General features: G+C 68.5%; 23 protein-coding genes. 13 read left to right on the top strand and 10 right to left on the bottom strand.

What is annotated here, in order from left to right:
- The first annotated feature begins 370 nt into the window (after window positions 1–370).
- The 5 genes from gspD (at window position 371) to ACE3QW_RS02325 (ending at window position 6,631) form a co-directional block, all read left to right on the top strand.
- Window positions 371–2,545 (top strand): type II secretion system secretin GspD, encoded by a 2,175-nt coding sequence (gene gspD / locus ACE3QW_RS02345; protein WP_374250270.1) that lies wholly within the window; start codon window positions 371–373, stop codon window positions 2,543–2,545.
- An 8-nt stretch (window positions 2,546–2,553) separates the two neighbouring features.
- Entirely contained in the window at window positions 2,554–3,198 is a 645-nt protein-coding gene (locus tag ACE3QW_RS02340) for a prepilin peptidase (protein WP_374250269.1), read from the top strand.
- A 3-nt stretch (window positions 3,199–3,201) separates the two neighbouring features.
- Window positions 3,202–3,810 carry a tetratricopeptide repeat protein gene (locus ACE3QW_RS02335; protein WP_374250268.1) on the top strand — a complete coding sequence of 203 codons (609 nt, stop codon included), beginning with the start codon at window positions 3,202–3,204 and terminating at the stop codon, window positions 3,808–3,810.
- 49 nt (window positions 3,811–3,859) lie between these two features.
- Window positions 3,860–4,288: a YidB family protein gene (locus ACE3QW_RS02330; protein WP_374250267.1), complete on the top strand. Its 429-nt coding sequence runs from the start codon at window positions 3,860–3,862 to the stop codon at window positions 4,286–4,288.
- Between the two features lie 168 nt (window positions 4,289–4,456).
- The gene (locus ACE3QW_RS02325) at window positions 4,457–6,631 is read left to right on the top strand and encodes a transglycosylase domain-containing protein (RefSeq protein WP_374250277.1); all 2,175 of its coding nucleotides are present in this window, start codon (window positions 4,457–4,459) and stop codon (window positions 6,629–6,631) included.
- A 16-nt stretch (window positions 6,632–6,647) separates the two neighbouring features.
- Here the strand turns inward: ACE3QW_RS02325 and yidD are convergent, their stop codons facing one another.
- Window positions 6,648–7,016, bottom strand: a complete 369-nt coding sequence (yidD, locus tag ACE3QW_RS02320; protein ID WP_374250266.1) for a membrane protein insertion efficiency factor YidD — start codon at window positions 7,014–7,016, stop codon at window positions 6,648–6,650.
- Window positions 7,017–7,169: 153 nt separating this feature from the next.
- Between yidD and ACE3QW_RS02315 the strand changes: the two genes are divergently transcribed.
- Window positions 7,170–7,769 carry an HD domain-containing protein gene (locus tag ACE3QW_RS02315; protein ID WP_051679321.1) on the top strand — a complete coding sequence of 200 codons (600 nt, stop codon included), beginning with the start codon at window positions 7,170–7,172 and terminating at the stop codon, window positions 7,767–7,769.
- Between the two features lie 3 nt (window positions 7,770–7,772).
- On the opposite strand, the gene ACE3QW_RS02310 is transcribed toward ACE3QW_RS02315, so the two are convergent.
- The gene (locus tag ACE3QW_RS02310) at window positions 7,773–8,216 is read right to left on the bottom strand and encodes an iron-sulfur cluster assembly scaffold protein (RefSeq protein ID WP_374250265.1); all 444 of its coding nucleotides are present in this window, start codon (window positions 8,214–8,216) and stop codon (window positions 7,773–7,775) included.
- Between the two features lie 365 nt (window positions 8,217–8,581).
- Between ACE3QW_RS02310 and folE the strand changes: the two genes are divergently transcribed.
- The 5 genes from folE (at window position 8,582) to ACE3QW_RS02285 (ending at window position 13,303) form a co-directional block, all read left to right on the top strand.
- Window positions 8,582–9,307 (top strand): GTP cyclohydrolase I FolE, encoded by a 726-nt coding sequence (gene folE / locus ACE3QW_RS02305; protein ID WP_029559033.1) that lies wholly within the window; start codon window positions 8,582–8,584, stop codon window positions 9,305–9,307.
- A 75-nt stretch (window positions 9,308–9,382) separates the two neighbouring features.
- On the top strand, window positions 9,383–9,874 hold the full coding sequence (gene hisI, locus ACE3QW_RS02300) for a phosphoribosyl-AMP cyclohydrolase (protein ID WP_250168066.1): 492 nt from the start codon (window positions 9,383–9,385) through the stop codon (window positions 9,872–9,874).
- A 557-nt stretch (window positions 9,875–10,431) separates the two neighbouring features.
- Complete coding sequence (locus ACE3QW_RS02295) at window positions 10,432–11,337, top strand: AraC family transcriptional regulator (RefSeq protein ID WP_250168065.1); 906 nt, start codon at window positions 10,432–10,434, stop codon at window positions 11,335–11,337.
- 130 nt (window positions 11,338–11,467) lie between these two features.
- Window positions 11,468–12,577 (top strand): patatin-like phospholipase family protein, encoded by a 1,110-nt coding sequence (locus tag ACE3QW_RS02290; RefSeq protein ID WP_250168064.1) that lies wholly within the window; start codon window positions 11,468–11,470, stop codon window positions 12,575–12,577.
- A gap of 87 nt (window positions 12,578–12,664) precedes the next feature.
- Window positions 12,665–13,303: a flavin reductase family protein gene (locus ACE3QW_RS02285; RefSeq protein WP_029559037.1), complete on the top strand. Its 639-nt coding sequence runs from the start codon at window positions 12,665–12,667 to the stop codon at window positions 13,301–13,303.
- A gap of 167 nt (window positions 13,304–13,470) precedes the next feature.
- Here ACE3QW_RS02285 and ACE3QW_RS02280 read toward each other — a convergent pair whose 3' ends face one another.
- Genes ACE3QW_RS02280 through ACE3QW_RS02270 form a run of 3 tightly spaced genes read right to left on the bottom strand, consistent with a single transcriptional unit; the run spans window position 13,471 to window position 16,800 of the window.
- Window positions 13,471–14,568 carry a hypothetical protein gene (locus ACE3QW_RS02280; protein ID WP_374250264.1) on the bottom strand — a complete coding sequence of 366 codons (1,098 nt, stop codon included), beginning with the start codon at window positions 14,566–14,568 and terminating at the stop codon, window positions 13,471–13,473.
- A 15-nt stretch (window positions 14,569–14,583) separates the two neighbouring features.
- A complete protein-coding gene (locus ACE3QW_RS02275; RefSeq protein WP_374250263.1) occupies window positions 14,584–16,002 on the bottom strand; it encodes an MBOAT family protein in 1,419 nt (472 codons plus the stop codon).
- 21 nt (window positions 16,003–16,023) lie between these two features.
- Window positions 16,024–16,800, bottom strand: a complete 777-nt coding sequence (locus ACE3QW_RS02270; RefSeq protein ID WP_374250262.1) for an NAD kinase — start codon at window positions 16,798–16,800, stop codon at window positions 16,024–16,026.
- A 143-nt stretch (window positions 16,801–16,943) separates the two neighbouring features.
- Here ACE3QW_RS02270 and cutA point away from each other — a divergent pair, with 143 nt between their 5' ends.
- Window positions 16,944–17,264: a divalent-cation tolerance protein CutA gene (cutA, locus tag ACE3QW_RS02265; protein ID WP_374250261.1), complete on the top strand. Its 321-nt coding sequence runs from the start codon at window positions 16,944–16,946 to the stop codon at window positions 17,262–17,264.
- Window positions 17,265–17,493: 229 nt separating this feature from the next.
- Here the strand turns inward: cutA and ACE3QW_RS02260 are convergent, their stop codons facing one another.
- The 3 genes from ACE3QW_RS02260 to ACE3QW_RS02250 all read right to left on the bottom strand — a co-directional run bounded on the left by ACE3QW_RS02260 (window position 17,494) and on the right by ACE3QW_RS02250 (window position 20,397).
- Window positions 17,494–18,540 carry an MBL fold metallo-hydrolase gene (locus tag ACE3QW_RS02260; protein ID WP_374250260.1) on the bottom strand — a complete coding sequence of 349 codons (1,047 nt, stop codon included), beginning with the start codon at window positions 18,538–18,540 and terminating at the stop codon, window positions 17,494–17,496.
- A 172-nt stretch (window positions 18,541–18,712) separates the two neighbouring features.
- Window positions 18,713–19,726, bottom strand: a complete 1,014-nt coding sequence (locus ACE3QW_RS02255) for an amino acid ABC transporter substrate-binding protein (RefSeq protein WP_029559042.1) — start codon at window positions 19,724–19,726, stop codon at window positions 18,713–18,715.
- Between the two features lie 38 nt (window positions 19,727–19,764).
- The gene (locus tag ACE3QW_RS02250; RefSeq protein ID WP_250168690.1) at window positions 19,765–20,397 is read right to left on the bottom strand and encodes a L,D-transpeptidase; all 633 of its coding nucleotides are present in this window, start codon (window positions 20,395–20,397) and stop codon (window positions 19,765–19,767) included.
- Between the two features lie 458 nt (window positions 20,398–20,855).
- Here ACE3QW_RS02250 and thrS point away from each other — a divergent pair, with 458 nt between their 5' ends.
- Complete coding sequence (thrS, locus tag ACE3QW_RS02245) at window positions 20,856–22,832, top strand: threonine--tRNA ligase (protein ID WP_374250259.1); 1,977 nt, start codon at window positions 20,856–20,858, stop codon at window positions 22,830–22,832.
- Between the two features lie 63 nt (window positions 22,833–22,895).
- Here the strand turns inward: thrS and ACE3QW_RS02240 are convergent, their stop codons facing one another.
- Entirely contained in the window at window positions 22,896–23,585 is a 690-nt protein-coding gene (locus ACE3QW_RS02240) for an outer membrane protein (RefSeq protein WP_374250258.1), read from the bottom strand.
- A gap of 168 nt (window positions 23,586–23,753) precedes the next feature.
- Complete coding sequence (locus tag ACE3QW_RS02235; RefSeq protein WP_374250257.1) at window positions 23,754–24,113, bottom strand: cytochrome c; 360 nt, start codon at window positions 24,111–24,113, stop codon at window positions 23,754–23,756.
- Window positions 24,114–24,185 lie beyond the last annotated feature (72 nt).

Below are 24,185 nucleotides of genomic sequence, written 5' to 3'. Positions count from 1 at the left end.
ACCCGGCCGCCGGCTTGGTATTCCCGCCTCCCGTGACGCTCGCGCGTCACCGTGATGACAATGTCACGACATCCGGACACGGCTGCGAACCGGCGATAGCCAGCTAACTGAAGCTTGGCAGCACTGCCCGTCAACCCTTATATATCCGTCACATGCTGTCGCTAAGAGAGGCGCGCCAAGGGTCGTCTGGCCATCTCCTGCGACCGGCGGCCCTTGTAGCGGCTCTCGGATTCCGCGGCTCTTGCGTTCGGAAGTATTCAGGTGATGCGTGATTGAGGATTGGCGCGGCCGGTCGAGCCCACGACCGGGCACTCTCGTATTGACGTGCGCGATCCTCTTCGCCGCGGTCCTGTCCGGCTGCTCGGGCATCATGGATGACACCAAGCCCCAGAGCACATTCGATCAGGTCCGCAACATCGACCTGTCGCCGAAGCCCATGCAGCCTGTGGCGCAGCCGCAACAGCCGTCCGACAATCGTCAGCCCATCGAATATTTCGCCACCCCCGGCGCGCAGCCGGTGGCGGACCCGACGACGGTCGGCGCGGCGGGCACCGCGCAACGCGGAGCTGACGGCGGATACGATCTCAACTTCGAGAATACGCCGGTGACCACCGTCGCAAAGGTGGTGCTCACCGACATTCTCGGCGCCAACGTCATCATCGACCCGAGGGTGCAGGGCACCATCAGCCTGTCCTCGGCGCGCCCGGTCGCCCGTACCGATCTCGCCTATGTGCTGGAGAGCGCGCTGCGCGCCAACGGCATCGCCCTCGTGAAGGACTCCTCCGGCTACCAGCTGATGCCGCTCACCGAGGCCGCCGGCTCCGGCGCCACCGATGTGGGCACCTCCCGGCCGGAGCCCGGCTATGGCGTCTCCGTGGTGCCGCTGCGGTATGTCTCTGCCGAGACCCTGATGCCGGTCATCGACAGCTTCGCGACGCGGGCCGGCATGGTGCGGGTGGATCCCGGCCGCAACGTCCTGCTCATCCAAGGCACGGCGGCGGAGCGGCAGGCGGCCATCAACACCGCCCTGTCCTTCGATGCCGACTGGATGCGTGGCCAGTCGGTGGGCATCTATCCCCTGCGCAACAGCGCGCCCGAACCGCTCATCACCGAGCTTGAGACGCTGCTTGATGCCGGCGAGGGCGGGCTGAGCCACAAGATGGTGAAGTTCCAGGCCATCAACCGGATGAATTCGGTGATGGTGGTGGCCAAGAAGCCGGACCTGCTGCGCACCGCCGCCACCTGGATCGAGCGCCTCGACCGCTCGGACAGCTCGGTGGGCGTGCGCGTCTATCGCCTGCGCTACGGCGAGGCCCGGCAGACGGCGCGGGTGCTGAACGAGCTGTTCAACGGCACCTCCTCGCAGGGGCTGGATCAGGCCTCCAACCAGATCGCGCCGGGCTCCGGCACCTCGGCATCGTCCAACGGCGGCGGCTCGAACGGCCCCATGTCCGTGCAGCAGCGCCTCGGCCAGACGCCGCCGCAGAACCAGGGCCAGAACGCCCAGCCCGTGAACCGGGGCGAGACCGACAACGAGCTGCAGGGCGGTTCCGGCTCCGGCCCCTCGGGCGGCGGCGGTGCGCTGCTCTCGGGCGTGCGGATCACCGCCGATCAGGTGAACAACTCCCTGCTCATCTATGCGAGCCAGGAGAACTACCGGATCATCGAGCGCACCCTGCTCCAGCTCGACCAGCCGCAATTGCAGGTGGCCATCGAGGCGACCGTGGCCGAGGTGACGCTGAACGACCAGCTCGCCTACGGCGTGCAGTTCTTCCTCACCAGCAAGGATCTGGGCCTCGGCCGCAACAACGGCTCGGCGGTGAACACGCTGTCCAGCGAGATCACCAATCAGGCCATCAACCGCGTTCTGCCCGGCTTCAACCTGCTGATCGGCCGCGAGAACCAGCCGAAGATGATCCTCGACGCCCTGCACACCGTCACCGACGTGAAGGTGCTGTCCAATCCCTCCGTGGTGGTGGTGGACAACCAGAAGGCGACCCTTCAGGTGGGCGACGAGGTGCCGGTCTCCACCGGCAGCGCCACCGTGCTCACCTCGTCCAACACGGTGGTGAACACCATCGAATACAAGAATACCGGCATCATCCTGCATGTGACGCCGCGGGTGAATGTGAACGGGCAGGTCCGGCTCGATATCGAGCAGGAGATCAGCAACGTCACCAAGCAGCCGACCGCCAACGGCAGCGCCAGCGAAGGCTCGAACCTGACGCCCACCGTCTCCCAGCGCCGGGTCAAGAGCACCATCGCCGTGACCAGCGGGCAGACCGTGCTGCTCGCCGGCCTCATCAGCGAGCGCAGCGACGGCGTGCGGCAGGGCGTGCCGGTGTTGGACCAGATCCCGGGCGTGGGCGATGCGTTCGCCCACAAGGACACGACGGTGAAGCGCACCGAGCTCATCATCTTCATCCGCCCCCAGATCATCCGCGACAACATGGATGCCCACACGGTGGCGGAGGAATTGCGCGCCAAGCTCAAGGGCTCGGTGGGCGTGCTGCCAGGCGGCCCCCAGCCGCTCATCAACCGGTGAGGCCCGCCATGGCCGACACCGCAGCGGGCGAACCGATGGCCGAGCCGGCCCCGCGCGCCCCCGTCGCCAGAGGCCTCGGCGCCCAGCCGCGCGCCGGCAGCCGGGCCGAGACGGTGGCGCTTGCCGCTCTCTGCCTCGCCGCCATGGGCGCGAGCCTCGCGGTGGCGGGACTTCCCGCCGGCCTGCCGCTGGCCGCTCTGGTGCCGGTGCTGGCGGCCATCGCCATCATCGACGCGCGGCACTTCCTCATTCCGGATGGCCTGAACGCCGCTGGCATCGCCCTCGGGCTTGTCCATGTGGTCCTCGCCGCCGACGACGTTGCGGAAGGACTGATCGTTGCCGGCCTGCGCGGCATTCTTCTCGGCCTGCTCTTCCTCGGCCTGCGCACGGGATACCGGGCGCTGCGCGGGCGCGACGGCCTCGGCCTCGGCGATGTGAAGCTCGCGGTGCTGGCGGGCGTCTGGCTGGAGGTGACGGCTATCCCCATCGCCATCGAGATCGCCGCCTTGTCCGCGCTCCTCGCCTATGCCCTGCGCCGCCGCGCCACGGGCCGGGCGCTGCGCTTTGACGGGCGCCTGCCGTTCGGCCTGTTCCTCGCGCCGGCAGTGTGGATCGCCTTCATGATCGACGCCCTCCTCCTCAAGGCGAGCTAACCCATGCCTCTGGAAGAGATCTTGCGCCCGGAAGAGACCTTGCCCTCAAATGCCGTCCGCCCCGCCGCGGTGATGCTGGCGCTGCTGCTGACACTGGCGTTGGCCTTCACCGGGCCGGCCCTCGCGGGAGGCAAGGACGGCACCCAGTCCCGCGCCTATGCGGCCTATGCCAAGGGCGACTATGTGACCGCCGCCGCGCTGCTCATTCCCCTCGCGTGGCAGGGGGATGCCAAGGCGCAGGGGATGGTCGGCTATCTCTATGAGAACGGGAAAGGCGTGCCGCAGGATTTCGTGGTCGCCGCCCAATGGTACGGCTGCGCCGCCGAACAGGGCGACCCCACCGCGCAATACCTACTCGGCCTCGCCTACGACAAGGGACGCGGCGTGCCCATCGACGTGGTGCTCTCGCAGAAATGGCTGATCCTCGCCGCCGCCCGCGCCGGCAAGCAGGAGCGCGACACCTTCACCCGCATCCGCGATGCGGTCCGCACCAAGATGAGCCGGGCACAGATCGCCGCCGCGCAGGAGCAGGCCATCCTGTGGATGCCGGCGCCGCCCTACGTGCCCGAGCCCCTGTGGCTGAACCGGCCGCGCTCGTTCACGCCGTTCTAACCGGAGCGGGTGTTCCATCCCCTCCGTGATCGCAGATTGCGGAGGCGGCATGTCCCTGTTCGACCAGATGATCGGTGCCCTCGTTGCGGGTGTCACCAGCCAGATCCGGAAGACCGGCGCGGTGGGCGGGCTGCTCGACAGCCTGCTGAACAGCCCGGCGGTCGCCGCCCTGCCCGGCTGGATCGACCGGACCATGGCCGGCACCAGCTTCGGCGGCATGGAGGGATTCGCGGACGCCCTGCGCGCCGGCGGCCTCTCTGACGCGCTGGACAGCTGGATCGCCGAGGGGCCGAACACCCCGGTGGAGGCCGACGCCATTGTCTCCGCGCTGGGCGAGGACCGCATCGCGGAACTCGCCGCCGCCTTCGGCCTGCCCGCCGGACCGTTGCCCGGCCTGATGGCGCGCTTCCTGCCGATGATCGTCGATCGCCTGAGCCCGGACGGCACGTTCGAGCTGCCGGAGCGCTCTGCCGCCTGATGTCAGGGCGTGCGGCGGGAGGCTCGCGCCCGCCGCCGGGGGACGCTATATAGGGCAGAGGTCCGGTCGCGGCGCGGGGGCGCCATCGGGCCATCGTTGAGAAAGACCAGAGCCCGCACCGTGACCGAGCGCAAGCGTCCTTCCCTTCTCGAGCGCCTGCGCGGGCTGATGCTCGATTTCGACGCGCTGCTGGACAGCTCGCTGTTCAGCCTCGGTGCCCGCACGCGCAATATCCTCTCCGCCTATGCCGCCTTCACCGAGCGGTTCAACGTCACGGGCGTGGGGCGCTGGGCCATCGGCGCGGCCTCGGAAGGCTTCACCCTAGGCGTCGCCGGCGCCATGGTGATGCTGGCGCTCGCCATGCCGGCCTTCCGCGAGACCTCCGACGACTGGCTGAAGCGCACCGAGCTCGCCGTCACCTTCCTCGACCGCTACGGCAATTCCATCGGCGAGCGCGGCGTCAAGCAGAACGACACCATCCCGCTGGAAGACATTCCGGACAACCTCATCAAGGCGACGCTCGCCACCGAGGACCGGCGCTTCTACGAGCATTGGGGCATCGACGTCGCCGGCACGGCCCGCGCCCTCGTCACCAATGCCAAGGCGGGCGGCGTGCGGCAGGGCGGCTCCTCGCTCACCCAGCAGCTCGCCAAGAACCTGTTCCTGTCCAACGAGCGCACCATCGAGCGCAAGATTAAGGAAGCCTTCCTGGCCATCTGGCTGGAGGCGCGCCTCTCCAAGAGCCAGATCCTCAAGCTGTACCTCGACCGCGCCTATCTCGGCGGCGGCGCCTACGGCGTGGATGCGGCCGCGCGCTATTATTTCGGCAAGTCGGTGAAGGAGGTGAACCTCGCCGAGGCGGCCATGCTCGCCGGCCTGTTCAAGGCGCCGTCCAAATACGCCCCGCACATCAACCTGCCCGCCGCCCGCGCCCGCGCCTCCACCGTGCTCGACAATCTGGTCGAGGCCGGCTTCATGACGGAAGGTCAGGTGTTCGGCGCGCGGCGCAACCCGGCGACGCCGGTGGACCGCCGCGACGACGAGGTGCCGGACTTCTATCTCGACTACGCCTTCGGCGAGGTGAAGAAGCTGGTGGACCAGCTGCCGCCCTCCGTCATCGAGCGCAACTTCATCGTCCGCACCGGCCTCGACCCCAACATCCAGAAGGTGGCGGACGCCGCGCTGGAGTCCTCGCTCAACGAGTTCGGCCGCGACTACAAGGTCAAGCAGGGCTCCATCGTGGTGATGGAGCCCAACGGCACGCTGCGCGCGCTGGTGGGCGGGCGCGACTATGGCGAGAGCCAGTTCAACCGCGCCACCGATGCGCTCAGGCAGCCCGGCTCCTCGTTCAAGCCCTACGTCTACACGGTGGCGCTCATGAACGGCTACCGGCCGAACACCATCGTGCAGGACGCGCCCATCTGCCTCGGCAACTGGTGCCCGCAGAATTATGGCCGCTCCTACATGGGCTCCATCACGCTCAAGACCGCGCTCCAGCATTCGCTGAACACGGTGGCGGTGCGTCTCGCGGAGAAGTTCGGCCGCAAGAAGATCGTGGACCTCGCCCACCAGATGGGCATCCGCACGCCCCTGCCCATCTCCGCGCCGCTGCCGCTCGGCGCCGCCGAGGTGACGCTGTTCGACGCGACCACCGCCTATTCGGTGTTCGCGAACGGCGGCAAGAGCGTCTATCCCCACGCCGTGGTGGAGATGCGCATCGGCAATGGCGACGTGATCTGGCGCTTCGACCGCGACGCGCCCAAGCCCGTCCAGATCATCCCGCAGCAGGCGCTCTACGACATCAACGACATGATGAACAACGTGGTGGAGAACGGCACCGGCCGCCGCGCCCGCCTGCCCAACGCCAAGGTGGCGGGCAAGACCGGTACCACCAATGCCTACCGCGACGCCTGGTTCATGGGCTTCACCGGCAATTATGTCTGCGGCGTGTGGTTCGGCAACGACGACTATGCCGTGATGAACAAGATGACCGGCGGCACCCTGCCCGCCATGACCTGGCAGAAGGTGATGGCCTATGCCCACCAGGGCATCGAGATCAAGCCGATCCCCGGCGTCACCACGCCCATCCCCAAGCTCGACGAGCCGCCCGCCACCCTGAACGTGCCCGGCCTCGCCGACAGCGAGCGGCCGGTGACCCTCTCGCCCCGCTCGGCCGAACGGCTGGCGGCGCTGGAACGCATGTTCAAGGAGGCCGAGGTGAAGATGACCGACGCCGGCGCTGCCGCAAAGCCCGTCCCGGCAGCGGCACAGACCGCCCCGGCCGCCGCGCCCACACCGGCGGCGCCCGCGACGCCCATGCCCACGGCGGTGCGCCGGAACTGATTCTCCGCGCCGAGGATCAGTCCTCCGCGTCCGGTTCCTTCGGTGTGCGCCAGATGCCGTAGGCCCAGGGCTTGTACCAGCGCCCGCCCGTGGGCAGGCATTTGGGCACCGGATCGTATCCATGCCCACCCCAGGGATTGCAGCGGCAGATGCGGGCGGTGGCCATCACCGCGCCGGGCAGCGCGCCGTGCCGCATCACCGCCTCTTCCGCATATTCCGAACAGGTGGGCAGATAGCGGCACTGCCGGCCCATGAAGGCGGAGAAGGTGTAGCGATAGACGAGGATGAGCCCGCGCAAGGCAAGGCGCGGGACACGGGCGATCCGCGCGCCGATCCTGCGCACCGGCCCCGCCGTCTCGTCCAGCCCGCCGTGATCCGCCGCCATATCCGCCCCTGTCCCCCGCCGCCCCATATTCGCCACCCTCGGGGAGCGGAATGCGCCTATCCAGCTTTCATGTCGAAGTCGGGGCCGAGCTGGTCCCGACGACCCGCGCGGCTCCCGTTTCGGGGGCTATACTGTCGCGCGAGGTGATCGACGATGCCTGATGTCTTCCCGCCCGGTTCTTCCGTCCCGCCCCTGTCCACGGTGATGCGCGCGCTCGCCTTCGCGACCCTGCGCCACACCGACCAGCGGCGGAAGGGCCGGCGGGCGCAGCCTTATGTGAACCACCTGGTGGAAGTCGCCCTGCTGGTGAGCGAGGCGACGGGAGGCACCGATCCCGAACTCGTCGCCGCCGCGCTGCTGCACGACGTGGTGGAGGACCAAAGCGTGACGCCGGAGGAGATCGCCACCACCTTCGGCCCGGACATCGCCGGCCTCGTCATGGAAGTCACGGACGACAAGGCGCTGACCTCGGTCGAGCGCAAGCGGCTTCAGGTGGAACACGCGCCGCACCTGTCGGCGCGCGGCAAGCTGCTGAAGCTCGCCGACAAGACCTGCAACCTGCGCTCCCTCGCCGACGATCCGCCGGAGGACTGGCCGCAATCGCGCGCCCGCGCCTACGTGGAATGGTCGCGGGCGGTGGCAGCGGGGCTGCGCGGCATCAATCCGGCGCTCGAAACCGCCTTCGATCAGGCGGCGGACGAGGCCATCGCCGCCATCGAGACGCGGCGGGCGGAGGAATGGGCGGCGGGCTAACCGCTACTCGGCCGCGGCGCGGGCCGCCTCGATCTGGCCGATGGCGTCCACCACCGCGTCGAAGGTGAGCATGGTGGAGGCATGGCGCGCCTTGTAGTCGCGCACCGGCTCCAGCACCTTGAAATCCTCCCAGCGGCCGGCGGGGGGCGGGCCGTTCTCCCGCAGCATCTTCCACATGGTGTCGCGCACCTCGCGCAATTCCTGCGCGCTGGCGCCGATGATGTGGCTGGCCATGAGCGAGGAGGACGCCTGCCCGAGGGCGCAGGCGCGCACCTCGTGGGCAAAGTCGGCCACTGTGTCCCCGTCCATCACGAGATCGATGGTGACGGTGGAGCCGCACAGCCGGGAATGCGCCCGTGCGCTCGCCTGCGGCGCGGGAAGCCGGCCGAGGCGCGGAATATCGGCGGCGAGGGCGAGGATGCGGGCGTTGTAGACGTCATTGATCATGGGCGAACCAATCCGGCGGCGCGAACAAGGCCCTAAGGCCTGCCGCGCGAGCATTCCGATCTTATATAGAGACGGGACGAACGGACGCAAAGGCGGCGCGTGCCGTCTGGTCGCGTGGTGTCATTGAACCGCTCTGCGGGACATTCGGGCACCCTCACCCTTGCGAAAACGGCCCTTCGGCCCCATCATGGAACTTGGGCCCGACTTTGGGCCTTCATTTTTGAAACGGACGGCAAAGCCGCCGCCGGCAGGTCCGGCGGGGCGCGGTTTGAGCGACACCGCGCAAGCGAGCCGACAACCGGTGACACTCCCGCCTTTCCCGGCAGCTTCGCGGCTCCGGGGCGGCGGGTCGAACGGAGTTGGTCATGGACGCGGTAGTCAAGTTGTTCAAGGCGCAGGCCGAGAACGAGGAGCGGGAGCGTCAGCTGAAGGCCAAGGCTGCGGCGGCTCTGCGCGCGCCTGCGCCGGATGGTGCCCCTGCCCTCCCCAAGGTCCACCCGCCCCTCTCCGACGGCAGCCCCCGCCCCACCCGGGCCGAGGCGGAAGCCGCGGTGAAGACGCTGCTCGCCTATATCGGCGAAGACCCGGCGCGCGAGGGCCTGCTCGACACGCCGAAGCGCGTGGTGAAGGCCTATGACGAGCTGTTCTCCGGCTACGGTGAGGACGCCGACGAGTTGCTGGACCGCACGTTCGGCGAGATCGGCACCTTCGACGACTTCGTGCTGGTGCGCGACATCCCGTTCCATTCCCATTGCGAGCACCACATGGTGCCGTTCGTGGGCAAGGCGCATGTCGCCTATTTCCCGGTGGAGCGGGTGGTCGGCCTCTCCAAGATCGCGCGGGTGGTGGACATCTTCGCCCGCCGGCTGCAGACGCAGGAGCACCTGACCTCGCAGATCACCAACGCCCTCGACGAGGGGCTGCGCCCGCGCGGCGTGGCGGTGATGATCGAGGCCGAGCATATGTGCATGTCCATGCGCGGCATCACCAAGCAGGGCGTTTCTACCCTCACCACCCAGTTCACCGGCGTCTTCCGGGATGATCCGGCCGAGCAGGTGCGCTTCATCACTTTGGTGCGCTCCAAAGGCTGACGCAGGACCGCCGCCGAGAGGCGTTCCTGCCGAGGCGGGAGCGCCCGACACGCGAGCGAAAGTGACCCAGCGATCATGAGCGCCGAAACCACCGCCTTCACCTTCCCCGCCGCCGGCAAGGGCGCCGCGCTAGAGGAGGACACCATCCTCTCCCCGCGCTTCGACGCCAACGGCCTCGTCACCTGCGTCGCCGTGGATGCGGAGACCGGCGAGGTGCTGATGCTCGCCCACATGAATGCGGAGGCCCTCGCCCTCACCATGGCGACCGGCGAGGCGCATTATTTCTCCCGCTCGCGCGGCAAGCTCTGGAAGAAGGGCGAGACCTCCGGCCACACCCAGAAGGTGCGGCAGATGCTGATCGACTGCGATCAGGATGCGGTGGTCATCAAGGTGGAAATGGGCGGCACGGGCGCCGCCTGCCACACGGGCCGCCGCTCCTGCTTCTACCGGTCGGTCCCCATCGGCGCGGCGCCTTCCGAGGCGACCCGCCTCGCCTTCACCGGCGACACCCCGCGCTTCGATCCCGCCGCCGTCTACGGCAAGGGCCACGACGGGCACGACCACTGACCGGGCAAGATCACTGATCTGGCACGACCACTGACACTGCCACCCGAACAGAAATAGCCGGCACAGTGCCGGCCCGCCGCCTGCGAGAACGCGGCAACGGAAAAAGCACTGCACCGGCCGCGGAGGTTTTCAGGCGATCGCCCTGACGGAAGCGCTGAAACTGTGGTCCGCTGCTTCTTATCCGCCACTCCCGGCCGCGTTGCTCGGCATTACGCGCACTCCCCCTGTGCAAGGCGCGAAACGCGCCTCTTCCGGTGCAGAAAATGCGGGCCACAACCGCGCCGCGCGCGCCCGGGACATTGACGCGGCAAAGCTTCCCCTGCATTCCTTTGCGACGGCAAGTCGTCGCCCGCTTCAGGCAGGCGATTGCCGCAACCTCTTCGACGGCACGTGGGACAGATGACCCCGGTCGCCGATCGGACCAGATTTCAAGCTCCGTTTCGATGCCCCAAGCCGCTGAACAGGCCGCTGAAAAAGCCGCGGACACGCCCCCCGATCACGCCAGTGCCTTTGCACCCGTGCGGTTCAACACCGCCGACGTGCCGGCAGCGGAGCGGATGGCCTATGTCCGTGACTTTTACGGCCCCGTGCTGATCGGCCTCGACCTTGTGCCAAGCTCCGGCGACCCCTTCCACATCTCGGGGCACTTCCTCAACCTTCCCGGCGTCCTGGTCGGGCAGGGACACACCAGCGCCATCGTCTCGAGCCGGACGACCGCGCTGCTCTCGGACGGCATCGACGATCTCACCATCTGCCGTTCCGAACGCGCCTATCGCGTCACCACGCCGGACGGCCGCGAGATGGAGGTCGGCGCGGGCGAAACCGGCGTCTGGAACCTCGGCCAGCGTTCGTCCGCCGACATCCAGTCGAGCACGACGTTCCGCACCGTGCAGGTCTCGCGCGCCCGGCTGCGGACCCTGGTGCCGCACATCGACGACCTCGACATGCTGCGTTTCGCGGCCGGCGATCCGGCGCTCGATCTGATGTTCGGCTATGCGGAACTGCTCGAACGGCAGCACGTCGGCTCGGAAGAAGGCGGCCGGCTGGTGGCCGCGCAGCTCGCTGAACTCGCCGCGCTGGTGCTCAAGCGCAGCGCTCCCCCGCGTGAAGCGCCCGGACGCAGCGCCGTGAAGGCCGCGCGCCTCGCCACCGCCAAGGCCGCGACCCTGGCCGCCCTCCACCGCCACGATCTGTCCGCGACCACCATCGGAACCCAGCTCGGCATCAGCGCACGTTATGTGCAGGTGCTGTTCGAGGAAGGCGGCGAGACCTTCTCCGCTTATGTCGCCCGGCTCCGGATGGAATGGCTGCGCCGGATGCTCGACGATCCGCGCCACGCCCACCGGCGCATCTCCGACCTCGCGTTCGAGGCCGGCTTCCGCGACCTCTCCACCTTCAACCGCCAGTTCCGCCGCCATTTCGGCGAGGCGCCCTCTGCCGCCCGGCGCCGAGAGGTGCCATAGGGTGCCACGCTTCGGACACCAGACCTTAGTAAACGTGACGCCATAGTAGCGGTGCGCCGGAAACGCTTCGGTGCCGATGGAGGCTCTGCTTCCACGGCGCCAGAAGCGGGCGGCGCGACGGGAGGCGTCGATGTTTCAGTCCCTCCACTGGCGATCCGGCCCCACCGCAGCGGCCGCCCCCAAAACTGCGGCCTCCAGTTCTGCGGCCTCCAGTTCCGCGGCCTCCGAGGCGAAGAATCCCGCGTCGCAGCCGCCCGATGCCGGCCCGCCCGATCTCGGCACGCCGGCGCACGCGGCGCCGCGCACGTCCGTGCCCAACGGCCCGGCCATCGGCCTTGCGCTCGGCGGCGGGGCGGCGCGGGGCTTTGCCCATATCGGCGTGCTGAAGGCGCTGGACCGCGCCGGCATCCGCCCCTCGGTGGTGGCGGGCACCTCCATCGGCGCGGTGGTGGGCGGCATCTGGGCCGCCGGCAAGCTCGACACGCTGGAGGAGTGGGCGCTCAGCCTCACCAAGCGCAACGTGCTGAGCCTGCTCGATTTCAATCTCGGCGCCGCCGGCCTCATCGGCGGGCGCCGGCTGGTGGAGCTGATGCGCCGCAACGTGGGTGGCATCGCCATCGAGGACCTGCCCATCGTCTTCGCCGCCATCGCGACGGAGCTGGGCACGGGCCACGAGATCTGGCTCACCCGCGGCGATTTCGTGGACGCCATCCGCGCCTCCTACGCCCTGCCCGGCATATTCACGCCGGTAAAGGTGGGCGGGCGCTGGCTGATGGACGGGGCGCTGGTGAACCCGGTGCCGGTCTCCGCCGCCCGCGCCATGGGCGCGCGCATGGTGATCGCGGTGAACCTCAATGCCGACGTGTTCGGCCGCGGCACGGTCATCCAGGACCATGGCGGGGTGGTGGAGCGCGTCGCCGAGATGGCGGTGGCGGAGAAGAAGGACGGCCTCGCCGGCATCCTCAGCCCCGACCGGCTGCGGCGGCAGTTCTTCGCCGGTCCCTCGGGCGACGGCCCGCGCGGGCTGACCACTGTGATGATCGACGCCTTCAACATCACCCAGGACCGCATCGCCCGCTCGCGCCTCGCCGGCGATCCGCCGGACGTGATGCTCTCCCCCAAGCTCGGCCGCATCGGCCTGTTCGAGTTCCAGCGGGCGAAGGAGGCCATCGCCGCCGGCATGGAGACGACCGAGCGGGCGCTGGAAGACATCACATCGACCATGCTGGCGCTGGGCTGAGGCCCCGCACCATGCATCAGTATAGCTGCCGCCCGGCGGGCGGAGCGGCTATGGTCCATGATCTCCCGGATCAGGATCTGCCCCGCAATGTTCTACGAGCCGTCCAAGCGCAATCACGGCCTGCCCTTCTCGCCACTGAAGGCCATCGTGGCGCCCCGCCCCATCGGCTGGATCTCCTCGCTGACGCCGGAGGGCGTGGCGAACCTCGCGCCCTATTCCTTCTTCAACCTGATCTGCGAGGCGCCGCCGCTGGTGATGTTCTCGTCGGCGGGCCACAAGGACAGCGCCGCCAACATCGAGGCCACCGGCGAGTTCGTCTGCAACCTCGCCACCCTCGACCTCATCGACGCGGTGAACCTCACCTCCGCCCCCGCGCCGCGTGACGTGAGCGAGTTCGACCTCGTGGGCCTCGAGCGTGCGCCCTCGCGCCTCGTGAAGCCGCCCCGCGTCGCCGCCAGCCCGTGCGCGCTCGAATGCGTCTATGTGGAGACCTTCCGCCCCAAGGGGAAGGACGGCACGCTGCCCGACCAGCACATGATCATCGGCGAGATCGTCGGCGTCTATGTGGACGATGCCGCCATCGTGGACGGGCGGGTGGACATGCGGGTCATGAAGTCCCTCGCCCGCTGCGGCTATCTCGACTACTCCTTTGTCGATGAACTGACCGAGCGCGAGCGCCCGCCGGGCGGCGGCATGGACCTGAAGGCGCGGACGCCGAAGGGCTGAGCCTCGCGATTTTGAGCAGAAATCCGCGCACTGCGCCGTCATCCCCCGGCTCGTCCGGGGGATCCACGGTGTGGCTGATTCCCATCGTCGGCCACGGCACAAGCGGAACGGTGGATCGCCCGCACGAGGGCGGGCGATGACAGCAGTGAAATGGAGCGGCACGCTCCTCACTCCGCCGGTGTGCCCTTGCAAGGCATCGCCCGTTCGGTGGGCGCGTAGATGAGGATGTCGGGCTTGAAGCGCTCGACGGCGCCCATCTCGAAGCGGCAATAGCGGTGGTGCATCCACGCATAGGCCGATGCCTGCGACACGCCGAGGCCGCGCCAGGAGCCCTGCGAGAAGCTGTCGCCGATGACCATGATGCGCGGGCCGGCATGGCCCGTGTCGATGGCATAGGGCTGGAACGGATCGTTGTCCGGCACCGGCTTGAAGATGCCGGGGATGAGCTTCGGGTCCTTCGGCGCCACCATGGGTCCCTTGGGCGGGAACATCACGTCCGGCGGGTTCGGCACGGGCGCGCCCGTCGCGCGCAGCAGATCACCGGTGAGGCGCGGCTCCGGCGGGCCGAGGGCGTCTTCCGGCTTCACTTCCAGATCGGGGCGGCCGGCGGCGGCCATGGCGGCGTTGAAGCCGAGGAGCTGGCCGCGCTGGTTCCAGTGGGTGTCGTAGCGCCAGTGGACCGGCCCGGTCTTCTTCGCCTCGGCGAGGATGGGGCGCATGTCCACGAAGGTGATGCCGGCCGCCTTCATCTTCTCCGCCACGAGATCATACTCGGTGGGCGAGACCTTCAGGCGCCGGGCATAGGCGGGCAAATTCTCGAAATTGGTGGTGTGGCCGTTGGGTGGAATGAGCACCACGAAGCGCCCGCCATGGGCGGTCATGTAGGCGTTCATGCGCTCGGCGAGCGCGACGATGCCCGTCACCGCCTCCGGCCGCACCAACTGGCCCAGCGACTGCTCCAGCGCGTGCTCGTCCTTGAGAAAGAGCGAGCCGTTCTCGCCCTTCAGCGCGAGGTCGCCCTGGGTGTCGCCGATGAAGCGCACATAGGAGCGGTGGGCGGTGAGCACCGCGCCGCGGAAGCCGAACACGTTGTTGATGTAAGGGTCGAGCCGGCGCGCCGCGTCCTCCCACCAGCGCGCCTCGGGGGCGGCGACGGTGCGCAGCGGGGCCGGCAGGTCAGGGGCGATCAGGCCGATGGTGGGCAGGGTGAGGATGGCGAAGAAGATCACCGCCCACCAGCGGCGGAAGGACATCAGAAGCGGCATGGCGTCCCTCCGTATCTAGAAGCGGAAGTACAGGAACGGCGAGTAGGTCGCCGCGCCCACCGAGAGCACGCAGAGCACGAACAGGCCCCACACCACCACACTGTCCACCGCGCCGAACACGGCGAGGCGCATCTTCGGTGCCATGCTCCGCCCGCCCGGACGCGGCAGGCCGAACATGGCGAGCGGCCATGCCAGCACGAGGATGGCCAGCGTCACCGGCTTCAGCTCCACCTCCAATTGGGTGGAAAGATAGCCGGCGCCGTTCATGCCCACGAGGCCCTGGAACAGCTCCAGCGCCTGGGGCAGGCTGTCGGCGCGAAACCACACCCAGCCGGTGAGCACCACCAAGAGCACGTAGAGGTGGGAGAGCACGCGCGGCGCCGTCTTCATCCAGGCGCCGAAGCGGGTGCGCTCCAGCACCAGGAAGGTGCCGTGATGGGCGCCCCAGATCACGAAGGTCCAGCTCGCCCCGTGCCACAGGCCGCACAGGAGGAAGACGGTCCAGAGATTCGCCGCCGTGTGCCAGTGGCCGTGCCGGTTGCCGCCGAGGGGGATGTAGAGATAATCGCGGAACCAGCTCGACAGGCTCATGTGCCAGCGGCGCCAGAAATCCGAGATGGAGCGCGCGCCATAGGGCAGGTTGAAGTTGCGCGGGAACTTCAACCCCATGGCGATGGCGAGGCCGATGGCCATGTTGGAATAGCCGCCGAAGTCGAAATAGATCTGCAGCGCATAGGCGGTGACGCCGAGCCACGCCTCGCCGAGATTGGGCGTGGCCGTATGGTCGAACACCGCGCTGACCACCGGGGCCACCTCGTCGGCGATCAGCACCTTCCAGGACAGGCCGATGACGAAGATGCGCAGGCCCGCCGAGACCCGGCCGAGCGTGGTGCGCCGCTGCCGGATGCGGCGGTGGATGGTGGAGTAGCGGACGATGGGTCCCGCCACCAGCTGCGGGAACATGGTGATGTAGACCGCGATCTCCTCGAACCGCCCGTTGGCCGAGGCTTTCCGGCGGTACACGTCCACGAGGTAGGAAATGGCGTGGAAGGTGAAGAAGGAGATGCCCAGCGGCAGCGCCGGATGCACCACCGGCAGCGCGAGGCCCGTCGGCGCCAGCAGCACGTTGAAATTCTGCGCCAGGAATCCGGAATATTTGAAGGCGATGAGGCCGCAAAGGTTCGCCGCCACCGCGAGGCCCAGCACGCGCAGCCGCCAGCGTTCGCTGCGGCCGTCGATGGCGAGGGCGAGGAAGTAGTTGCCGACGATGGAGGCCGCCAGCACCAGAACGTTGGGAAGGCCGCCCCAGGCGTAGAACACCAGCGAGAAGGCGAGCAGCACCATGTTCTTCGCGCGCACGCCGGGCGTCGCGAAGTAGCACAGCAGGAATGCCGGCAGGAAATAGAACAGGAAGGTGACGGAGGAGAAGACCATGGCTCGCCGGCGCCCGGGGCGTCAGTAGACGAACTGCTCGCGCAGGATGCGTTCGTCGAGACCATGGTCGGGGTCGAACAGCATGTCCACGGAGGAAGTGGTATCGAGCCGGGCGGAGACGGCGATGATGTCGCGCACCTCGAAATGGTCGGCCGCCGCGCTCACCGGGCGCTTGTCGGCCTCCATCACGGCGATGTCGATGCGCGCGCGGTCCGGCACCAGCGCGCCGCGCCAGCGGCGGGGGCGGAAGGGCGAGATGGGGGTGAGCGCCAGCAGCGCCGTACCCAGAGGCAGGATCGGCCCGTGGGCGGAGAGGTTGTAGGCGGTGGAGCCGGCCGGGGTCGCGACGATGACGCCGTCGCAGATCAGCTCCTCCAGCCGCATCTTGCCGTCGATGGAAATGCGCAGCTTCGCCGCCTGGTAGGACTGGCGCAGCAGGGACACCTCGTTGAAGGCCGGGGCGCGGTGGCGCATCCCGCTGGAGGTCACGGCTTCCATCATCAGGGGATGGATGGTCACAGACTGCGCGGCGCTGAGGCGCTCGACCAGCCCCTCCTCGCGATAGGTGTTCATCAGGAAACCCACCGAGCCGCGGTGCATGCCGTAGATGGGCAGGTCGCGCTCGCGGAAGCGGTGCAGGGTCTGCAGCATCAGGCCGTCGCCGCCGAGGGCGACCACCACGTCGGCCTCCTCCTCCGCCACCATGCCGTAGCGGGCGACGAGGCGCTCGCGCGCGGCGTCGGCCTCGGGCGTCTGGCTGGAAACGAAGGCGATGCGCTGGAAACGGGGTTCGCTCATCGGTGCGTCGGTCAGGAGGATCGTCCGGTCGGCGGGCCGGGAGCGGAAGGGGCCGGGAACGGTCTAGCCCTCCCGCCGCCGTCTGTCGAGGCGCCGGGAGGGGTGGTAGGGTCGCGGGGCAAGCGCATCGCCCGGAGGAACCCATGCCCGCGCGCATCGTCTACGCCACCTTCCCCAGCGTCGCGGAGGCCGAGGCGATGGCCCGCACGCTGGTGGAGGCGCGCCTCGTCGCCTGCGCCAACATCCTGCCGGAGATGGTCTCCATCTACCGTTGGGAGGGACAGATCGAGCGCGGCACCGAGGCGGTGATGATGCTCAAGACCACCTCAGAGCGCGCCGCCGAGGTGGTGGAAGCGGTGCGCGCCGCCCACCCCTATGACGTGCCGGCCATCGTCGTTCTGCCGCTGGAAGGCGGGCTGCCCGCCTATCTCGCCTGGATCGCCGGCGAGGTGGCGGCGGGCTGAGGCGGCGGGGTGTGGGGGCTGGCTGCGACGGGGGCGATTTCGCTTGGCCCTGGCCACCCTAAACCCGTCATGCCCGGGCTTGTCCCGGGCATCCACGTCGGGCCGATTGGGCGATGGCCGAAGACATATTCCCGGCCGACCCACGTGGATGGCCGGGACAAGCCCGGCCATGACGGCGGGGATAATGGCGGCGGGGAGCTGACGCACCCGCCGCCTTGCGCTCAATGGCTCACAGCACCGGGCGCCAGTAGACCGGCTGGTAGCGGTAGCCATCGCCCTGCTTCTCCAGAAAGGCCGCGCCGGGGAACGGGAAGTGATAGCCCGCCACCATGATGCGCTCCGCCGCGAGGCGATCGTATGTCCTGCGCCGCACCGCCTCGGCCGCCACGGGGTCCATGTCGAACGCGGCGTGCCAGCCGGGGTTGGCCACGAACAGGGCCGGCAGATTGGTGAGGTCGGACTGGATGAAGAGGGTGTCGAAGCCCGACTCCAGCTCGAAGGAGGTATGCCCCGGCGTATGGCCCGGCGTGCCGACCGCCTTCAGGCCCGGCGCGACTTCCTTGTCCCAGGCATAGCGCTCCACCTTGCCCTCGAACGGCTTGAACACCCGCCGCACGTTCTGGAACCCGGCCTTGAGGCCGTCCGGCGCGCGGCTCATCTGGCCGTCGTCCATCCAGAACGCCCATTCCTTCTCCGGCACCATGAGCTGGGCCTTGGGGAAGGCGGGCGTGCCATCGGCGAGGACGAGGCCGTTGATGTGGTCCTGGTGGAAGTGGGAGATGACCACCTGATCGATGGAGGCGGGGTCGATCTCCAGATCCTGAAGGGTGCCGCGCACGAGGCCCACGGGGCCGGCCTGCCCGCCATTGCCGGTGTCCACGAGCACCTTGCGCCCGCCGATGTCGAGCAGCAGGACGGTGAAGGAGATGGGCACCTCGTTCTCGGGCAGGAAGGCGCCCTTGAGGGCCGCGTTCACCTTGTCCTTGGGCTGGTTGCGCACGAACGTGTCGGACAGGGGGATGGTGCGCATGCCGTCGGAGATGGCCGTCACCACCACGTCGCCCACCTTGTAGCGATAGACGCTGGGGACCTGCGTCGCGCCGGCCGCCTTGGCAGCATCGGGATTGGGGGCGGGGGTGGATTGGGTGCCGGCGACGGGCGGGGCGGCATTCTTGGTGGGGGCTTGCTGGGCGGCGGCACCACCCACTGCGCCGGCGAGCGCACCGGCCATGCCGGCCGTACCGGCCAGAAGGGTCCGACGGGAAACCTCGGTCATCCAATTCTCCTCGGGGCGTGACGCGCCGGGAGATTAGGACACGCCTTCAAGGCAGGTCGATGCCGGAACGAAAACGCCGCGCTCACATCCCTGCGAGCGCGGCGTTTCGAATCGTAAGCGGGACCAAAAGCTTAGCCGCAGGGATCAGCGCACCGCCGATCCCGGCACCCGATCAGCGCACCGGCGGCGCGTACTGGATGCCGCCCATGCTCCAGAGCTGGTTGATGCCGCGCGGGATGCCCAGCTTGGAGGCGGCGCCCACGTTGCGCTCGAAGCTCTCGCCGTAATTGCCCACCGCCTTGACGATGCGCACGACGAAGTCCTTCGTCACGCCCAGCTCCTCGCCGTAATTGCCCTCATTGCCCACAAGGCGCTTCACCTCAGGCTTCTGGGACTTCAGCGCGGCGTCGATGGTGTTGGTGGCGACGCCGAGCTCCTCGGCGTTGATCATCGCGTACACCGTCCACTTCACCAGATTGAACCACTGGTCGTCGCCCTGGCGGACGACGGGGCCGAGGGGCTCCTTGGAGATGACGTCGGGCAGCACGATGTGGTCACCGGGCTTGGCCATGGTGAGGCGCAGGGCATAGAGCTGCGACACGTCGGTGGTGAGCGTGTCGCACTTGCCGTCCTCGTAGGCCTTCACCAGCTCGCCGGAGGTGGGCAGCGTCACCAGCTCCAGCGTCATGCCGTTGGCGGCGAAATAGTCCTTGGTGTTGCTCTCGGCGGTGGTGCCCGCCTGGACGCAGACCTTGGACTTGTCGAGCTCGAGGGCGGACGTGACCTTGCGGGCGTCGCGCACCAGGAAGCCCTGGCCGTCATAATAGTTGATGGCGGCGAAGAGCAGGCCGAGCTTGGCCTCGCGCTCCAGCGTCCAGGTGGAGTTGCGCGAGAGCACGTCGATCTCGCCCTTGGTGAGGGCGGGGAAGCGCTCGTCCGCCGTCAGCGGCACGTACTTCACCTTGTTCGGGTCGTCGAAGATGGCCGCCGCCATCGCCTTGCAGACGTCGACGTCGAAGCCGGTCCACTTGCCGGAGGCGTCCTGGGCGGAGAAGCCGGGGAGGCCCTTGGAGACGCCGCAGACCAGTTCGCCGCGGTCCTTCACGGTCTTGAGGGTCTGCGCCGTTGCCGCCGTTGCGCCGAGCGCAAGGGCCGCGCCGGCCAGTAGGGCCAGGATCGTCTTCATGAAGTCCCCCAGTGAAAATGTGTCGGAAAGGGCCGCTCTCAGAGAGCGGCCTGCTGGCGAACCACGACCTTCGTGCCCACCGGGACACGGCTGTAGAGGTCGATGATCTCGCTGTTCACGAGGCGGAAGCAGCCCGAGGACACGGCGTAGCCGATGGTCTGCGGCTGGTTGGTGCCGTGGATGCGGTAGACAGTGCCGCCGATGTAGAGCGCGCGGGCGCCCATCGGGTTGCCGGGGCCGCCGGCCATGAAGCGCGGCAGGTAGGGCTGGCGCTGGATCATCTCGGACGGCGGGGTCCAGTCCGGCCACTCGGCCTTGCGCTCGATGGACTTGAGGCCCGACCACTGGAAGCCGTCACGGCCCACGCCGATGCCGTAGCGCATGGCGCGGTTGTCGCCCTGCACCAGGTACAGGAAGCGCTCGTTCGTGTGGATCACGATCGTGCCGGGCTTCTCGGTGGTGCGGAAGTACACCGGCTGGTGGCGGAACTGCGGGTCGAGCTGGGCGACGTCGTCATCCGGCGCCGTGAGGCCCGGCTGCTCGTCGATGTCCATCACCGCGCCGGGGCCGCCGCGCGGGCCGACCTGGGCGCTGGCGCCGGTCGCAAAGGCAAACACGCCCACCTGAAGCAGGGCGGCGAAGGTCAAGGTCTTGATCGTCACAGGCATCATGCCGGCCTCTTCTAGACGCATCCCGGGCTATGAACCCGGTCGAGCGGTGTCCTCCCGATCGTGCCGCCCCCAAAGGCGCCCCGACCGGTTTCCCACCCCGCGTGACCCGCCCTGCCTTCCGAAAAAAGGCCCTCCCTGGACCTTTCCGGAACGACGCCGGCATGGCGAACACTCACGACCCCGCATTCCGATTAGCCGAGGCCGCGCGCGAGGGAAAGGGGGGACGCAGCCGAAGCACTGAAGCATTTTGGTCCTGAAGGATTGCTGAACGGTATCCGGAGCGTGGATCGCGCGTTTTTCCGGGTCCGGAGCTGTCGCCGGCCTTGCAGGGGCGCCCGGTTCGGCCCCGGCGTCGGGCGGCGTGCTTTACGCGGCGCCATGGCCTCGCCTAAAAGGGCGCGCTTAACGAAAAGGCCTACCTGCGAGGTGCGCAGGAGTGGGCCGCAAGGAGCTTTGACATGATTTCCCTGACCTTCCCCGACGGCGCCAAGCGCGATTATGCCGAGGGGACGTCCGGCGCGGACATCGCCGCCGCCATCTCCAAATCCCTCGCCAAGAAGGCCGTCGCCGTCACCCTCGACGGGGAACTGGCCGACCTTTCCCAGCCCATCACCCGCGACGCGAAGATCGAGATCGTCACCCGCGACGATCCCCGCGCGCTGGAGCTGATCCGGCACGACTGCTCGCACGTGATGGCGGAAGCCGTGCAGGAGCTGTGGCCGGGCACGCAGGTGACCATCGGCCCGGTGATCGACAACGGCTTCTATTACGACTTCGCCCGCAACGCCCCCTTCACCTCGGAAGACCTGCCGGTCATCGAGGCGAAGATGCGCGAGATCATCGCCCGCGACCGCCCCTTCACCAAGGAAGTGTGGACCCGCGAGGAGGCCAAGCGCGTGTTCGCCGCCAAGGGCGAGAACTACAAGGTCGAGCTGGTCGACGCGATCCCCGAAGACCAGGACGTGAAGATCTACAAGCAGGGCGAATGGTTCGACCTCTGCCGCGGCCCGCACATGCCCTCCACGGGCAAGATCGGCACCGCCTTCAAGCTGATGAAGGTGGCCGGTGCCTACTGGCGCGGTGATTCGAACAACCCGATGCTTACCCGCATCTACGGCACCGCCTGGCAGGACGAGAAGGAGCTCGGCGCCTATCTCCACCGCCTGGAGGAGGCCGAGAAGCGCGACCACCGCCGCCTCGGCCGGGAGATGGACCTCTTCCACTTCCAGGAGGAAGGCCCCGGCACGGTGTTCTGGCACCCCAAGGGCTGGACCCTGTTCCAGGAACTGGTGGCCTACATGCGCCGCCGGCTGAAGGCCGACTACAGCGAGGTCAACGCCCCGCAGGTGCTCGACCATTCGTTGTGGGAGACCTCCGGCCACTGGGGCTGGTACAGGGAGAACATGTTCAAGGTCCAGTCCGCCGGCGATGAGACCAAGGACGAGCGCGTGTTCGCGCTGAAGCCCATGAACTGCCCCGGCCATGTGCAGATCTTCAAGCACGGGCTGAAGAGCTATCGCGACCTGCCCATGCGCCTCGCCGAGTTCGGCGCGGTGCACCGCTACGAGCCCTCCGGCGCGCTGCACGGGCTCATGCGCGTGCGCGGCTTCACGCAGGACGACGCCCACATCTTCTGCACCGAGGAGCAGATGGCGGCAGAGTGCCTGAAGATCAACGATCTCATCCTCTCCACCTATGCCGATTTCGGCTTCGAGGAGATCGTGGTGAAGCTCTCCACCCGGCCGGAGAAGCGCGTCGGATCGGACGCCGTGTGGGACCACGCCGAAGAGGTGATGACCCGCGTGCTGGCCGAGATCGAGGCCCAGTCGGGCGGGCGCATCAAGACCGGCATCCTGCCAGGCGAAGGCGCCTTCTACGGTCCCAAGTTCGAATACACGCTGAAGGATGCCATCGGCCGCGAATGGCAGTGCGGCACCACGCAGGTGGACTTCAACCTGCCGGAGCGGTTCGGCGCCTTCTATGTGGATGCGGACGGCCAGAAGAAGACGCCTGTCATGATCCACCGCGCCATCTGCGGCTCCATGGAGCGCTTCACCGGCATCCTCATCGAGCACTTCGCCGGGCACTTCCCGCTGTGGCTCGCCCCCACGCAGGTGGTGGTCGCCACCATCACCTCGGATGCGGATGACTATGCCGCCGAGGTGGTGGACGCGCTGAAGGCGGCCGGGCTCAGGGCCGAGCTCGACCTGCGCAACGAGAAGATCAACCTCAAGGTGCGCGAGCACTCGCTGGCCAAGGTGCCGGTGCTGCTGGTGGCGGGCAAGAAGGAGGCGGCCGAACGCACCCTCTCCATCCGCCGCCTCGGCTCCAACGCCCAGACCTCCGGGTCTCTGGACGAGGTGATCGCCGCGCTGGTGGACGAGGCCGTGCCGCCGGACCTGAAGCGCAAGACGCTGGCCGCCAAGGCGGCGTAAGCTGGATCGCGCGGGCGGGGCTCAGGCTCCGCCCGCCGCACGCCCTGCCCGCCGCACGACCTGTCAGAACTTGTAGCCGATGCCCATGCGGATGGCCTGCTGGTTCAGGTCCTGCAGGATCGTGGAATTGGTGCCCACCGAGTTCTCGGAGCTGTCGAAGCCGGTGTAGCGATATTCGAGGCGGGCGGTGAAGTGGTCGGAGAGGGCCTGCTCGACGCCAGCGCCCACGGTCCAGCCCGGACGGGTTTCGCTGTAGGAGTGGAACGATTTTCCCAGCCGCCACAGATTGTTGAAGACATCGGCATAGGCGACGCCGCCCGTCACATAGACGAGCGTGCGGTCGAATGCATAGCCAAGGCGCGCGCGCAGCGAGGCCTGCCAGCTCTCGTCCACCGCATGGCCGTAGAGGTAGTTGGTGAAAGGGCTGGAGAAGGCCGAGGTGCCGGTGACTGCGGACCCTTCGATATCGCCCTCGATGCCGAGCACGATGTGGTCCACCTGCCAGTTGAAGGCGGCATAGGCACCGCCCACGATGCCGTCGGCCCCGGTGGAATAGGCCGGGCATTTGTTGCGGCCCCAGTTGCAATCCTGCCCGCTCGCCTGCGCCCAGGCATATCCGACGTCCAGACCTACAGTGAAGCCGGTCCAGGAAAAGGCCGGCTGCTCCACCGGCGGCGCCGCCAGGGCGCCATGGGGGGCACCGAGGATCAAGGCGAGCGCCGCGACTACGGCGGCGGAAGAACGAGCGCGCATGGGGCGACCTCAAGCGGGGAGACCAACGGGGACTGGAAGACACTGCTGCAACGCAGCGCGTGCAGCATGCGGCCCCACCCGCCCCCCCCGCAAGGCGGCAGGGAACTTGAGCTGAACAGTTTCGCTTGTGTGTCTTTTGGGAAACGCACGCGCCGGCCGAGGGGCCGATTATTTCTTCAGCGTCGCGAAATAGGCCGCGAGGTCCGCCGCCTCGGTGCGGGTGAGGGAGACCTGCGGCATCTGCGGATGCGGCTTCAGCAGGCGGAAGGCCAGCCAGGAACCAGACGGAGCGCCGGAGACGTCGCCGTCACGGGCGGCGATGGCTGCGAAGGTGGGGGCATCGCTGGCGGCGCTCTGGGGCGCGGTGCCGACCACATGGCAGCTGGCGCACCAGCGCTCGGCGAGGCGCTTGCCCTTCGCCGGGTCGGCCGGCACCGGCGGCGCGGCGAGGGCGGCGGTGACGAGAAAGAGCGCGGCCGCGAGGCCGACGGCCGAACCGAAGATCGCCGATCGCTTGGCTCCGAACATGCGGTTTCCTCTCCTCGATGTCGTCTGCTTCGTTTCGCCGAGCATAGGCCGGCGGACGAGACGGCGGAATCG

The sequence above is a fragment of the Xanthobacter sp. genome, assembly GCF_041911315.1.
Classification (GTDB): domain Bacteria; phylum Pseudomonadota; class Alphaproteobacteria; order Rhizobiales; family Xanthobacteraceae; genus Xanthobacter; species Xanthobacter aminoxidans.
Note: the sequence above shows the minus strand (reverse complement) of the source record. Positions and strands in the feature narration are given on the sequence as shown.

What these genes read in the sequence shown, in the direction of transcription:
- gspD (WP_374250270.1), top strand. Translation starts at nt 371, where the DNA reads ATGGATGACACCAAGCCCCAGAGCACATTCGATCAGGTCCGCAACATC.
- ACE3QW_RS02340 (WP_374250269.1), top strand. Translation starts at nt 2,554, where the DNA reads ATGGCCGACACCGCAGCGGGCGAACCGATGGCCGAGCCGGCCCCGCGC.
- ACE3QW_RS02335 (WP_374250268.1), top strand. Translation starts at nt 3,202, where the DNA reads ATGCCTCTGGAAGAGATCTTGCGCCCGGAAGAGACCTTGCCCTCAAAT.
- ACE3QW_RS02330 (WP_374250267.1), top strand. Translation starts at nt 3,860, where the DNA reads ATGTCCCTGTTCGACCAGATGATCGGTGCCCTCGTTGCGGGTGTCACC.
- ACE3QW_RS02325 (WP_374250277.1), top strand. Translation starts at nt 4,457, where the DNA reads ATGCTCGATTTCGACGCGCTGCTGGACAGCTCGCTGTTCAGCCTCGGT.
- yidD (WP_374250266.1), bottom strand. Translation starts at nt 7,016, where the DNA reads ATGGCGGCGGATCACGGCGGGCTGGACGAGACGGCGGGGCCGGTGCGC.
- ACE3QW_RS02315 (WP_051679321.1), top strand. Translation starts at nt 7,170, where the DNA reads ATGCCTGATGTCTTCCCGCCCGGTTCTTCCGTCCCGCCCCTGTCCACG.
- ACE3QW_RS02310 (WP_374250265.1), bottom strand. Translation starts at nt 8,216, where the DNA reads ATGATCAATGACGTCTACAACGCCCGCATCCTCGCCCTCGCCGCCGAT.
- folE (WP_029559033.1), top strand. Translation starts at nt 8,582, where the DNA reads ATGGACGCGGTAGTCAAGTTGTTCAAGGCGCAGGCCGAGAACGAGGAG.
- hisI (WP_250168066.1), top strand. Translation starts at nt 9,383, where the DNA reads ATGAGCGCCGAAACCACCGCCTTCACCTTCCCCGCCGCCGGCAAGGGC.
- ACE3QW_RS02295 (WP_250168065.1), top strand. Translation starts at nt 10,432, where the DNA reads ATGGCCTATGTCCGTGACTTTTACGGCCCCGTGCTGATCGGCCTCGAC.
- ACE3QW_RS02290 (WP_250168064.1), top strand. Translation starts at nt 11,468, where the DNA reads ATGTTTCAGTCCCTCCACTGGCGATCCGGCCCCACCGCAGCGGCCGCC.
- ACE3QW_RS02285 (WP_029559037.1), top strand. Translation starts at nt 12,665, where the DNA reads ATGTTCTACGAGCCGTCCAAGCGCAATCACGGCCTGCCCTTCTCGCCA.
- ACE3QW_RS02280 (WP_374250264.1), bottom strand. Translation starts at nt 14,568, where the DNA reads ATGCCGCTTCTGATGTCCTTCCGCCGCTGGTGGGCGGTGATCTTCTTC.
- ACE3QW_RS02275 (WP_374250263.1), bottom strand. Translation starts at nt 16,002, where the DNA reads ATGGTCTTCTCCTCCGTCACCTTCCTGTTCTATTTCCTGCCGGCATTC.
- ACE3QW_RS02270 (WP_374250262.1), bottom strand. Translation starts at nt 16,800, where the DNA reads ATGAGCGAACCCCGTTTCCAGCGCATCGCCTTCGTTTCCAGCCAGACG.
- cutA (WP_374250261.1), top strand. Translation starts at nt 16,944, where the DNA reads ATGCCCGCGCGCATCGTCTACGCCACCTTCCCCAGCGTCGCGGAGGCC.
- ACE3QW_RS02260 (WP_374250260.1), bottom strand. Translation starts at nt 18,540, where the DNA reads ATGACCGAGGTTTCCCGTCGGACCCTTCTGGCCGGTACGGCCGGCATG.
- ACE3QW_RS02255 (WP_029559042.1), bottom strand. Translation starts at nt 19,726, where the DNA reads ATGAAGACGATCCTGGCCCTACTGGCCGGCGCGGCCCTTGCGCTCGGC.
- ACE3QW_RS02250 (WP_250168690.1), bottom strand. Translation starts at nt 20,397, where the DNA reads ATGATGCCTGTGACGATCAAGACCTTGACCTTCGCCGCCCTGCTTCAG.
- thrS (WP_374250259.1), top strand. Translation starts at nt 20,856, where the DNA reads ATGATTTCCCTGACCTTCCCCGACGGCGCCAAGCGCGATTATGCCGAG.
- ACE3QW_RS02240 (WP_374250258.1), bottom strand. Translation starts at nt 23,585, where the DNA reads ATGCGCGCTCGTTCTTCCGCCGCCGTAGTCGCGGCGCTCGCCTTGATC.
- ACE3QW_RS02235 (WP_374250257.1), bottom strand. Translation starts at nt 24,113, where the DNA reads ATGTTCGGAGCCAAGCGATCGGCGATCTTCGGTTCGGCCGTCGGCCTC.